The sequence below is a fragment of the Actinomycetospora sp. NBC_00405 genome, from assembly GCF_036044095.1.
Taxonomy (GTDB): Bacteria; Actinomycetota; Actinomycetes; order Mycobacteriales; family Pseudonocardiaceae; genus Actinomycetospora; species Actinomycetospora callitridis.
The window spans coordinates 2032292-2044125 of record NZ_CP107938.1 but is presented as its reverse complement, the minus strand read 5'-3'; the positions used below and the strand labels follow the sequence as shown (position 1 = coordinate 2044125).

The 11834-nt window shown below is 74.9% G+C and carries 10 protein-coding genes and 1 pseudogene; 7 read left to right on the top strand and 4 right to left on the bottom strand.

The features are described 5' to 3' along the window. Window positions 1–14: 14 nt before the first annotated feature. Window positions 15–479 carry an MSMEG_3727 family PQQ-associated protein gene (locus OG774_RS10075; protein WP_274193504.1) on the bottom strand — a complete coding sequence of 155 codons (465 nt, stop codon included), beginning with the start codon at window positions 477–479 and terminating at the stop codon, window positions 15–17. A 744-nt stretch (window positions 480–1223) separates the two neighbouring features. Between OG774_RS10075 and OG774_RS10070 the strand changes: the two genes are divergently transcribed. Beyond that, window positions 1224–1979, top strand: coding sequence for a hypothetical protein (locus tag OG774_RS10070; RefSeq protein ID WP_328309047.1), 756 nt, complete (start codon window positions 1224–1226; stop codon window positions 1977–1979). Between the two features lie 154 nt (window positions 1980–2133). Continuing rightward, window positions 2134–4830, top strand: coding sequence for a DNA translocase FtsK (locus tag OG774_RS10065; RefSeq protein WP_328309045.1), 2697 nt, complete (start codon window positions 2134–2136; stop codon window positions 4828–4830). A 78-nt stretch (window positions 4831–4908) separates the two neighbouring features. Here OG774_RS10065 and OG774_RS10060 read toward each other — a convergent pair whose 3' ends face one another. Beyond that, a complete protein-coding gene (locus tag OG774_RS10060) occupies window positions 4909–5592 on the bottom strand; it encodes a response regulator transcription factor (RefSeq protein ID WP_328309043.1) in 684 nt (227 codons plus the stop codon). Further along, complete coding sequence (locus OG774_RS10055) at window positions 5589–6746, bottom strand: sensor histidine kinase (RefSeq protein ID WP_328309041.1); 1158 nt, start codon at window positions 6744–6746, stop codon at window positions 5589–5591. Before OG774_RS10055 ends, OG774_RS10060 begins: the two co-directional genes overlap by 4 nt. A gap of 168 nt (window positions 6747–6914) precedes the next feature. Between OG774_RS10055 and OG774_RS10050 the strand changes: the two genes are divergently transcribed. Both OG774_RS10050 and OG774_RS10045 read left to right on the top strand, forming a co-directional pair. Further along, window positions 6915–7487 carry a hypothetical protein gene (locus tag OG774_RS10050; RefSeq protein WP_328309039.1) on the top strand — a complete coding sequence of 191 codons (573 nt, stop codon included), beginning with the start codon at window positions 6915–6917 and terminating at the stop codon, window positions 7485–7487. Then, the gene (locus tag OG774_RS10045; RefSeq protein WP_328309037.1) at window positions 7484–8545 is read left to right on the top strand and encodes an alpha/beta-hydrolase family protein; all 1062 of its coding nucleotides are present in this window, start codon (window positions 7484–7486) and stop codon (window positions 8543–8545) included. Before OG774_RS10050 ends, OG774_RS10045 begins: the two co-directional genes overlap by 4 nt. Window positions 8546–8644: 99 nt before the next feature. Here the strand turns inward: OG774_RS10045 and OG774_RS10040 are convergent, their stop codons facing one another. After that, window positions 8645–9166: an amino-acid N-acetyltransferase gene (locus tag OG774_RS10040; RefSeq protein WP_328309035.1), complete on the bottom strand. Its 522-nt coding sequence runs from the start codon at window positions 9164–9166 to the stop codon at window positions 8645–8647. A 55-nt stretch (window positions 9167–9221) separates the two neighbouring features. Here OG774_RS10040 and rimO point away from each other — a divergent pair, with 55 nt between their 5' ends. The 3 genes and pseudogenes from rimO to OG774_RS10025 all read left to right on the top strand — a co-directional run. Then, window positions 9222–10766 carry a 30S ribosomal protein S12 methylthiotransferase RimO gene (rimO, locus tag OG774_RS10035; RefSeq protein ID WP_328309033.1) on the top strand — a complete coding sequence of 515 codons (1545 nt, stop codon included), beginning with the start codon at window positions 9222–9224 and terminating at the stop codon, window positions 10764–10766. Continuing rightward, entirely contained in the window at window positions 10760–11383 is a 624-nt protein-coding gene (gene pgsA, locus OG774_RS10030) for a CDP-diacylglycerol--glycerol-3-phosphate 3-phosphatidyltransferase (protein WP_328309031.1), read from the top strand. Before rimO ends, pgsA begins: the two co-directional genes overlap by 7 nt. Window positions 11384–11576: 193 nt before the next feature. Next, window positions 11577–11792 (top strand): annotated as a pseudogene (locus OG774_RS10025) (helix-turn-helix domain-containing protein); the annotation flags it as partial. Window positions 11793–11834 lie beyond the last annotated feature (42 nt).

Genomic DNA, 11834 nt, shown 5'->3' with positions numbered 1-11834 from the left:
TGACGAGTTCCTCTCTACGGGCGCGGCTGCGGGGGACGGTCGAGCTTGGCCGAGTCCGGCACCTCGCCACCAAAGACGAGCGCGGCGGTCAGCCCGCGGCCCTCGTCGTTGCCTGTGGTGGAGCCGTAGTAGTACGTGCCCGGTCCGCCCAGGTTGAGCCGCGCCGTGCCCTTGGAGTGGTTGACCATCCAAATGATCTTGGGGTCACCGTTGTTGGGCAGCACCGCGCAGTGCGTGTTCTTGTCGTCGTTGATCAGCGTGAGCTCGATCTCGCCGCCGTGCGGGAAGACGAGGATCGAGGGCTCGAAGATGAGCTGGTCCTCCGGGATGCGGACCGTGGCCCGCATGACCCCGTCCGATCCCTCCTCGGCGTAACCGATGCCGCCGGTACCGAGCAGCCGGCCGAGGGCCGTCCTGTTCTGTCCGTCCAGTCCCGCTGCATGCAGCTCGGACTCGCGATCGCTATCCGTGGCCGTCATCGGCCGTCCCTCCTCGTCACTAGCGGACTCCTTGCGCGCGGTGGCATGGCCACCACGTGAACCTGCCCGTCCCTTCCGTCGTCGACGGTCACCCCGGCCCGGGACGACCGGGAGCTGTGGGCTCTCCCGGCCGGACGGGCTGCGTGATGTCGACGCGGCGGACGGCGGGATCGACGTGCGGGGAGGAGGAGTGACTGCTGCCGGGGCTGATGCCTCCCGGCGCGAGCGCGTCCGTGGACGCATGCTCGGGCACTCCCATGTGCTCCTCCTGGCTGTCGCCGTCCCGGGGACACCTCGGAGACGGCGTACAGCAGGTGCCGCCACGGTCCAGGAGGACCGTCTGGCCGAGGGTGTCGACCGCTGGGCGGCAGGACACGACGTTCTCGGCGACGAGCGGAGCAAGCCTGCCGACCAACGGTGTGTGCTGAGCCACAGGTGACCATAGGGATGCGGTCCGTGGTCGGCAAGGGCCAGATTGGTCCGTCCGCCATCTCGATCATGGTGAAGGGGCCGTCCCGACCGGGCCCGCCAGGGGAAACGGCGGCCCGCGGCGAATCTCGGAGCCGTTCCGGTTTCCGGAAGCACACCGGAGCGTCACGGCTCGCCGCGCACGCTCGGGGGCACCTGGCCAACCCGCCAGGTTTCGTGTCCCGAGGTGTCCCGGGTCACCGCGCGGAGCTATGGTCGCGGCAGGGCGATGCCGGCGACGGGGACCGACATACAGGTCCGGCAGGAGGTCGATCGGTGGGCAGTTTCGCGGCGGCCGAGGCGCTCGCCCAGCTGCACGGTCCCGGGGACGACAGCGCCAGCGTCGAGATGAAGTCGCTGCTGATGCCCCCGGCGGGAGCGGCGGCCGAGGCGCTGACGGGACGCCCGTCCCCGACGTGGAGCGTGCGCGAGTCCTACCTCGTCGACACCCCCTCTTTGGACCTGATCCGCGCCGGCGTCGAGATCCGCCTGCGCCGCCGGGCCCGCGGGCGCTTCGATCTCTGCGTGTCCACGCGCCGCAGCGGCACGACGAGGCCGGAGACGATCCCCCGGGGAGCGCGTGTGGAGTACGACGTCGTGCCCGGGGGCGTGTGGCAGGACATCGAGGTGCGCCGCGAGATCGATCGCGCCGCGGCCGCCGCGGTGATCGCCGGCTCGGCCGAGTCGCGGCAGCTGCTCTCGCCCACCCAGCAGGCGTGGGCGTGCGGCGGCGGCAGCGAGGCCGTCGACGACGACCTGCTCAAGGAGCTCCTGGTCCACGGCCCGCTGGTGGTCCGGCGGGTCAAGGTCGCGGCCGCCGAGGGGCTGAGCCGGGCCGACCTCGAGCACTTCCGCTTCCCCAGCGGTCGGGAGCTCCTCGAGCTCTCCACCCGGTGCTGCCCCCCGGACGTGGTCGCGACCGCGGCGGCGTTCGAGCGGCTGATCTCCGAGCGCGACGTCACCTGCGCGGGGGAGTACGTGCAGAAGACCTCGGTGTGGGCCGGCGAGGTCGGCTACCACGCCGGTCGCTGATCTCCGGGCTGCTGATCTCCGGGCTGCTGATCTCCGGGCTGCTGATCTCCGGGCTGCTGACCCTCCGGGGGCTCCGGGCCTCGAACGGGGACCGGCCGGGTCGTGGCGCGTGTGGCTACCGGGGCTCGTGGTGCGCCCGGGATACCGTGACGGCATGGCAGGGCGGACCGAGACACCAGACAAGCGCGCGTCCCGTAGCCGCCCGTTGACCGGCGGCCGGACGCCGCGCCGCAGTGGCGCCGGCCCGGAGACCCCCACGCGGTCGCCCCAGCAGCGCCCGCCCTCGAAGGGCGGGCGCCGCGCCGCCGGCGGCTCGAAGGGCCGGACGACGAAGGGTCGTGCGCCCGCACGCCGTGGCGGTCCCGGGCCGATCGTGCGCACGTTGCGCGGCGGCTGGGTGCTCACCGCGCGCGGCCTCGGGTCCCTCGTCCGCACCCTGGGCCGCGCCCGGGACGTCGACGCCGCCCACCGCCGCGACGGGGTGGCCCTCGGGCTCGTGGTGCTCGCCGTCCTCACCGCCGCGGGCGTGTGGTGGGGGGCCGGCGGCCCGGTCGGCGCGGGCCTGGACATCGGCCTGCGGACGATCATCGGCGCGGCCGCCCTCGTCCTGCCCGTCGTCCTGCTGGGCGTCGCGGTCATCCTCCTGCGCACCGACCCGTCGCCCGAGACCCGCCCGCGCAGCGTGGTGGGCGCGCTCCTGCTGGGCGTCGCCGTGCTCGCGGTCTGGCACCTGGTCACCGGCGCGCCCCGCGACCTCGGCGGCCGGCGCGCCGCGGGGGGTGTGATCGGTGCCGTCGTCGCCGACCCGCTGGCCCGCGGCGTCACCACCTGGATCGCCGGCATCGTGCTCGTGCTCGTCGGGCTCTACGGCCTGCTGGTGCTCACGGGCACCCCGGTGCGCGAGGTCGGCGAGCGCCTGCGCGCCCTCGTCACCGGCGAGTACCCCGAGGACGAGTGGGGCGGCCCCGAGGACGTCGACGTCGACGGGGTCGACGGGGACGACGGCACGGCGCCGACCACGCGGATCCGTCGTCGACGTCGCGGGGAGGACGCAGCCTCCGAGGAGGACCCGGACGCCGCCGCGCACCCCGCCCGCCACCGCGAGCGCACGCCGGGCGCGGTGCCCGACCTGACGACGCCCCCCGAGGGCGCCGCGGCCGTCGTCGCCGAGCCCGCTCCCGCGCCGCCCGCCAAGAAGCGCAAGCCGGCCGCGGCGGCGCCCGCCGTCGTGCCCGACGTGACCGCGCCGCCGGAGACCGAGCCCGACCCGCAGGCCGCGGCGTCGTTCAGCTCCCAGCGCGAGCCCGGCGCGGACGACGACTACCGCCTGCCGCCGCCGGACCTGCTGATCCCGGGCGACCCGCCCAAGGCCCGCAGCGCCGCGAACGACGCGATGATCGAGGCGATCACCGGCGTCCTCGAGCAGTTCAAGGTCGACGCGGAGGTCACCGGCTTCACCCGGGGTCCCACCGTCACCCGCTACGAGGTCGAGCTCGGGCACGGCGTGAAGGTCGAGAAGATCACCGCGCTGCACCGCAACCTGGCCTACGCCGCCGCGACCGACCGGATCCTGCTGCTCGCCCCCATCCCGGGGAAGTCCGCGGTGGGCATCGAGGTGCCCAACGCCGACCGCGAGATGGTGCGCCTGGCCGACGTCCTGAACTCGCCGACCGCCCGTGCCGAGACCCACCCGATGGTCATCGGGCTCGGCAAGGACATCGAGGGCCGGATGGTCACGGCCAACCTGGCGAAGATGCCCCACCTGCTGGTCGCCGGCTCCACCGGCTCCGGTAAGTCGAGCTTCGTCAACTCGATGCTGGTCTCGCTGCTCACGCGGTCGACGCCGGACGAGGTCCGGATGATCCTCATCGACCCGAAGATGGTCGAGCTGACGCCCTACGAGGGCATCCCGCACCTGATCACGCCGATCATCACCTCGCCGAAGAAGGCCGCCACCGCGCTGGCGTGGCTGGTCGAGGAGATGGAACAGCGCTACACGGACATGCAGGCCAACCGTGTGCGGCACATCGACGACTTCAACCGCAAGGTGCGCTCCGGGGAGATCACCGCGCCGCTCGGCTCCGAGCGCGTCTACCGGCCCTACCCGTACATCATGTGCATCGTCGACGAGCTCGCCGACCTCATGATGACCGCCCCGCGCGACGTCGAGGACGCGATCGTCCGCATCACGCAGAAGGCCCGCGCCGCCGGCATCCACCTGGTGCTCGCGACGCAGCGCCCGTCCGTCGACGTGGTCACCGGCCTGATCAAGACCAACGTGCCGTCGCGGCTGGCGTTCGCGACGTCGTCGCTGACCGACTCGCGGGTCATCCTCGACCAGCCCGGCGCCGAGAAGCTCATCGGCATGGGCGACGCCCTGTTCCTGCCCATGGGGGCGGGCAAGACCAACCGCCTGCAGGGCGCGTTCATCGCCGACGACGAGATCAGCGCCGTCGTCGAGCACTGCAAGGAGCAGGCCGACCCGGACTACACCGAGGGCGTCACCACCGAGGCCGCCGGCGAGAAGAAGGAGATCGACGCCGACATCGGCGACGACCTCGAGCTGCTCGTGGCTGCGGCGGAGCTGATCGTCACCAGCCAGTTCGGGTCGACCTCGATGCTCCAGCGCAAGCTGCGCGTCGGGTTCGCGAAGGCCGGGCGGCTCATGGACCTGCTCGAGACCCGCGCCGTCGTCGGGCCGTCCGAGGGCTCGAAGGCCCGCGACGTGCTGTTCAAGCCCGACGAGCTGCCCGATCTCCTCGCGTCGCTGCGTGGCGAGCCTGCGCCGTCGGCGGGTGGGGGCGAGTCCGAGGACCCGGAGGACACCCGCGTGCCGGACGACGACATCTGAGGACTCCGTCGTCAGCGGTGTTCCCGCCGGCCGTGGTTGTGGGGGGATGCTGCGAGAACCGAAGCGTCCGCAGAGGACTCACCCCGAGCGGCCGTCCCGGTGCTGGTCGAGCCGGGCGCTCACGACCCCCGTCTCGTAGGCCAGCACGACGGCCTGGACGCGGTCGCGCAGGTCGAGCTTGGTGAGGATGCGCCCGACGTGGGTCTTCACCGTCTGCTCGGCGAGGACGAGCTGCGTGGCGATCTCGCCGTTCGACAGCCCCCGGGCGATCAGGACGAGGACCTCGCGCTCGCGCGCGGTCAGCACGTCGATCCGGGCGGACACGGCGCGGGCGGGCACGGCGCGGCTGGCGAAGTCCGCGATGAGCCGGCGGGTGACCGACGGCGCCAGCAGCGCCTCGCCACCGGCGACCACCCGCACCGCGCGCACCAGCTCCTCGGCCGGCGCGTCCTTGAGCAGGAAGCCGCTGGCCCCGGCGCGCAGGGCCTCGTAGACGTAGTCGTCGACGTCGAACGTGGTGAGCATGAGGACCCGGACCGCGTCGTGCCGGGCGATGATCCGCCGGGCGGCGGCGAGCCCGTCGAGGCGCGGCATGCGGACGTCCATCAGGACGACGTCGGGGGAGAGGCGGTCGACCGCCTCGACGGCCTCCTCGCCGTCCGCCGCGTGCCCGACGACCTCGAGGCCCTCCTGCGCGGCCAGCAGGGCGCCGAAGCCCTCGCGGACCATCGCCTGGTCGTCGACGACGAGCACACGGGTCACGGGGCGACCCCGACGGCGCGGCCGGACGGCAGCCGGGCGTCGACCGCGAAGCCTCCGTCCTCGGTGGGGCCGACGGTCAGCTCGCCGCCCACCGCCGCGGCCCGCTCGCGCATCCCGGGCAGCCCGAGGCCGGAGCCGGGTCCGGTCGCGTCCCGGCCCGGACCGTTGACGACCCGCACGTGGACCGCGTCGGGGCCGTGGTCGAGGGTGACGGCGACCGGGGCGCCCGCGGCGTGCCGGGACGCGTTGGCCAGGGACTCGGCGAGGATCCGGTACGTCGACAGGGCGGCGGCGGGACTCGTCGACGCGGGGTCGCCGGTGGTGGTCACGGTGAGGCCGACGCCGGCGTCGGAGGTCGCGGCGAGCAGGGTGTCGACGTCGGCGACCGTCGGCTGCGGGGCGAGGCGGCTCTCGTCGTCGGTGCGCAGGACGTCGAGGACGCCGCGCAGCTCGGTGAGGGCCTGGCGCGCGGCGTCGGCGACCGCGGAGAACTCGCCGGCGGACGCCTCGTCCACACCCGGGAGCCGGTAACGGGCGGTCTCGGCGCGCACCACCACCATCGACATCGAGTGCGCGACGACGTCGTGCAGGTCGCGGGCCACGCGGGCGCGCTCCTGGAGCACGGCGCGGCGGGACTCCTCGTCGGCGCGGAGCTCCTCGACCACGGCGATCTCGCGGCGCTGGGTGAGCACGCGGCGCAGGAGCAGGCCGACGCCGAGGACGACCGCCGTCCAGAAGACGGCGAGCCCGAACCCTTCGGGTGCCGCGCCGGTGGCCAGGACGAACGATCCGGCGAGCCCGACCGCGGCGACCGCGGCGGCCCACGGCGCGCACCGGCCGACGACGAGCGCGGTCAGGCCACAGAGGACCACCAGGTGCACCGCCTGGACCCCGCCGGCGTGCCCGGGAGCGGGGCCGACGAGCAGCGCGATGAGCAGGGCGCCGAGCGCCGACGCCCCCCAGGCGCGCCACGGGTGCTCGGGCGCGACGAGCACGGGGAGGGCCACGACGAGGGCGACGGGCAGGGCGGTGGCGGGCGTGACGGCGAGCTCGTTCAGCGACGTCGGCCAGGCGATCGCCAGCAGGCCCCCCGCGAGGACGATCCGCCCGGCCCACGACCAGCGACGCCGTCGCGCGACCCGGGTCCCGTCCATGGCCGGAGAGTAGGAGGACGGCACGGGCCGTGTCGTCACTCCCGGGTACCGCCTCCGGCCTCACCCCTGGGTATGACCCGCGACCCGTCACGGACCCGGGGTGGCCCCGCCAGGACGGCTCCGTGGCACGACGCCCGGCGAGGCCCCCGGCGATGATCGTTCCGGGCCATGACCAGCACCGATGGGGTCCGCGTCCGGCCGTCGGGGATCGCCGTCGTGCTCGCCGTCCTCGTCGCGCTCGGGGTGCTCCTGCTGTCCACCGGCACCGGGCGCGCCACGATGACGCAGCGCGGCCCCGAGGACACCGGGTCCGCCCGCGCGGTCGCCGACCTCACGGGCCCCGACCGCGCCGCCGCCCGGTTGCCGGCGTCGTTCCTCGCGGCGGCGGACCGCCCGCCCGCCGTGACCGGCGGGATGCTCGTCGACCCGGGCGGGGCGTGCTCCTCGCCGGTCGCGCTGCCGCCGGCGTTCGACGACGCCTGCCGGGCCCACGACCTCGGGTACGACCTGCTGCGCCACGCCGCCGCCGAGGGCGGGGCGCTCGGGCCGTGGGCCCGCGAGTCGCTGGACGCGCAGCTCGCCCGTGACCTCGGCCGCGCGTGCGACACCAGCGCAGTCGAGCCCGTCCGCTGCCACCTCCTGGCGGGCCTCGCCGACGTCGCCGTCCGCGTGAACTCCTGGCGCCAGGGCTGGAGCGTCCCCGTCGTCGAGCACGGCCCGTTCGCGCGGGACACGACGTGATCGGCGCGCTCCTCCTGGCGGTCTCGACCTACCCGCCGCTGCTGCCGCGCGGGGTGCTCGTGCAGCTCGTGGAGTCGGGGGTGCTGTGGTCGCTGGGCACGTGGCTCGGTCGGGGGCGCGCACCGCTGGGTCCCGTCGGTGTCGTCGTGACCGCGGCCTGGGTGGCCGTCACGCTCGGGCTCCAGGACGTCCAGAGCGTGGACCTGGGCCTCGACCCGGTCGGCTGGGCGCCCGCGGTGGTGCTCGGGACGGTCGTGCTGCTCGTCGCCCGGGGCGGCGTCTCGCGGGTGGCGGTCGTGCCCGCGGTCCTCCTGGTCGCCGTGGCCCTCGTCCCGCTCGCGCACACCCCGCAGGCGGCGGCGTCGCCGGCGTCCGCCGTGGCACCCGTGCTCGGGACGACGCCGGTGCACGTGGACCTCGCCCTCGGGCCGGGCGCAGCCGGCGACCGGGCGGAGACGGCGGTCCGCCGGCTCGCCGCGGAGGGCGGCCTGGCGCGGCGGACGCTGGTGGTCGTGGTCCCGACCGGCTCGGGCTGGGTCGACGCGGCCGCCCTCGACACCCTCGCCGACGCCACGGACGGCGACGTCGCCTCGGTGGCCGTCGCCTACGACGACGCCCCGAGCTGGCTGTCGTACCTGACCGCTCGTGAGGACGCCGTCGCCACCACCGACGCCCTGCTCGCGGCCGTCGCCCGGCACCGGCCGGCGGGCACCCGCGTCGTGCTCTACGGCCAGAGCCTCGGCGCCCTCGCCGGGGCGCAGGCGTGGGCGCGCCATCCCGAGCGGGCCGACGGGGCGTTCTGGGTCGGGCCACCGGCCGACACGCCGTCTTCTCCGGGCGCGGTCACGCTCGCGCACCCGACCGATCCCGCCGCCGTCTGGTCGCCGTGGCTCCTGGTGACGCCGCCGGAGCGGCCCGTCGCCCGGCCCTGGCTGCCGGTCGTCTCCTTCGCGCAGACCTCCGTCGACCTCCTCGGGGCCGTCAGCGCACCGGCCGGGTCGGGGCACCACTACGGCGCCGAGCAGCGCGCGGGCTGGGATCGTGTGCTGGCACGGTGATCGCCGTGGGGATCCCGTGGCCCACGGCGTCGACGACGCCCTGGTCCTCGGCCCGACCGCGGCTCTGTTCCAGAGGTCGAGGTTCTCGAGGTCGAGGATCTAGAGGTCGAGCAGCATCCGGCTGTTGCCCAGGGTGTTCGGCTTGACGTAGGCGAGGTCGAGGAACTCGGCCACGCCCTCGTCGGCCGAGTGCAGCATCTCGGCGTAGACCTCGGGGGCCACCGGCGAGCCCTCGATCTCGCGGAAGCCGTGCTGCTGGAAGAAGGGGAGCTCGAAGGTGAGCACGAACAGGCTGCGCAGGCCGAGGGCCCGCGCCTGCGCCACCAGCTCCTCCACGAGCGCGTGGCCGATGCCCGCGCCCTGCATGCGCGGGTCGACGGCGATGGTGCGGATCTCGGCGAGGTCCTCCCAGAGCACGTGCAGCGCCCCGCACCCGACGACCTCCCGCCCGCGCACCGCGACCCGGAACTCCTGGACCGTCTCGTACAGGGTGACCAGGGGTTTGCGCAGCAGGATGTTGTCGTCGGCGAACGAGTCGACCAGGGCCTTGATGCCGCGGACGTCGGCCGTGCGGGCCCGCCTCAGCAGGACCGGCGCGGCCGTCTCGGGCGAGGGGGTCACCGGACGCTCACACCGGCGGAGGGTAGGCCAGCCCCCGGGCCGATAGGCTGGGCAGGTGGTCGAGAGCTCCCCCGGTACCGATGAGCGTCCCCCACGGGTCTCGCTCGTGACCCTGGGGTGCGCCCGCAACGACGTCGACTCCGAGGAGCTGGCGGGCCGGCTGGCCGCGGAGGGGTGGGACGTCAGCGCCTCGGCGGACGGTTCCGGGGGGACGGACGGGGACGCGGACGTCGTCGTCGTCAACACCTGCACCTTCGTCGAGCAGGCGAAGAAGGACTCCGTCGACGCCGTCCTGGCGGCGGGCGGGGGCAACGCCCGGGTCGTCGCGGTCGGCTGCATGGCGGAGCGCTACGGCGCCGAGCTCGCCGAGGCGCTGCCCGAGGCGGCCGCGGTGCTCGGGTTCGACCACTACGGCGACCTGCCCTCCCGGCTCGACGACGTCCTCGCCGGGCGGCCCCTCGCCTCCCACACGCCCAGCGACCGCCGCACGCTGCTCCCGATCAGCCCGGTGAAGCGGCCCGAGGCGGTGCGCGACCAGAGCATCCCCGGCCACGAGTGGGTGCCGACGGTGCCGCGGCAGCGCCTCGACGACGCCCCCGTGGCCCCGCTCAAGCTCGCCTCGGGGTGCGACCGGCGCTGCAGCTTCTGCGCGATCCCGTCGTTCCGCGGCGCCTTCGTCTCCCGCGACCCCCGCGACGTCGTCGCCGAGGCCGCCTGGCTGGCCGACCACGGTGTCGCCGAGGTCCTGCTGGTCAGCGAGAACTCCACGTCCTACGGCAAGGACATCGACGCCCGCGGAGCCGCCGGCGGCGCGCTCGAGCGCCTGCTCGGCGAGCTGGCCACCGTGCCCGGGCTGCGGCGCGTGCGCGTGTCGTACCTGCAGCCGGCCGAGGTCCGCCCGCCGCTGCTCGCCGCCATCGCCCGCACGCCCCGGGTGGCGCCCTACTTCGACCTCTCGTTCCAGCACGCCAGCGCCGCGGTGCTGCGCCGGATGCGGCGCTTCGGGTCGCGCGAGACGTTCCTCGCACTCTGCCGCGAGATCCGCGCGCTGGACCCCGAGGCGGGCATCCGGTCGAACGTGATCGTCGGCTTCCCGGGCGAGACCGAGGAGGACCTCGCCGAGCTCGAGGCGTTCCTCGCCGAGGCCGAGCTCGACGCGGTCGGGGTGTTCGGCTACTCCGACGAGGACGGCACCGAGGCGCTCGGCCTGCCCGACAAGGTCGACCCGACGGAGATCGCGGCCCGCGTCGAGCGGATCACCCAGCTCGCCGAGCACGTCGCGGAGGACCGGGCCGCGCGTCGGGTCGGCACCACCGTGGAGGTGCTGGTCGAGCGGTACGACGCCGACGACGACTGCTGGGTGGGCCGCGCCCCGCACCAGGGCCCGGACGTCGACGGCGAGTGCCGTCTGGAGGGCGATCCCGAGCTGCTCGACGGGCTCGCCCCGGGCGTCGTGGTCCGGGGGCCGGTGACCGACGCCGAGGGGATCGATCTCGTGGTCGAGGCGCTGGCCGTCGTGACCGACGGTTCCGACAGTGCCGGCACCGAGCTCGCGTCCGACCCCGCCACCGGTGCGCCGGTCGGTGCCGGAGCGTGGTGACCGACGCCGGCCCGGGCGGACCGACCACCCCGACGGGCGTGGTCGCCCCGGTGCCCTTGGTCAACATCGCGAACGGGCTCACCGTGGTGCGCCTGCTCCTCGTGCCGGTCTTCCTCGTCGTGCTGTTCGTCGACCACGGCCAGAGCCCTGCGTGGCGGTGGGCGGCGTTCGCCGTGTTCGCCTTCGCGTCGCTGACCGACACGTTCGACGGTGAGTTCGCCCGCCGCTGGGGGCTCGTCACCGACTTCGGCAAGATCGCCGACCCGATCGCCGACAAGGCCCTCACCGGTGCCGCCCTGGTGGGGCTGTCGATGCTGGGGGAGCTCGCGTGGTGGGTGACGATCACCATCGCGGTCCGCGAGCTGGGCGTGACGCTCCTGCGGTTCTGGGTGCTGCGCCACGGCGTGATCCCGGCGAGCCGCGGCGGGAAGATCAAAACGGTGGTGCAGACGCTCGCGCTGGGCCTCGCGATCATGCCGTTGCCCGCGGTGCTCGAGCCCGCGGTCGCGGTGCTGATGGTCGCCGCCGTGGTGGTCACGGTGGTCACCGGCTTCGACTACCTCATCCGCGCGCTGCGCCTGCGGTCGCGGGCGAAGGCCCGCACCGCGGCGGTCTGACTCCGCGGTCCGAGGCTCCGAGGGGCGGTTCGGGGGGTGGTCCGACCGCGTTCGCCCTCGGCGAACGCGGCGGGGCTCGCGACGCGCACCCTGATCGTTGCGCGTCGGTACGGTGGACGGACACGGTCGTCGACGGCCCTCCCTCCGAGGTGCCGCAGGGGAACCCCGCGCGGCCGGTGGTGGGAGGTGTGGCATGTCGCTGCTGTTGCGGGAGGCCATCGGCGGGAGCATCCGCCGCGCCCGGACCGAGCGTCGCCGCACGTTGCGTGACGTCTCGAAGGAGGCGCGCGTGAGCCTGGGCTACCTCTCCGAGATCGAGCGCGGTCGCAAGGAGCCGTCGAGCGAGCTGCTCGCCGCGATCTGCGAGGCGCTCTCGCTGCCGCTGCCCGAGCTGCTCGACGAGGTGGCCGACGTCCTGCGTCCCGCGCCGCGCCCGGTCCCGGCCGGGGTC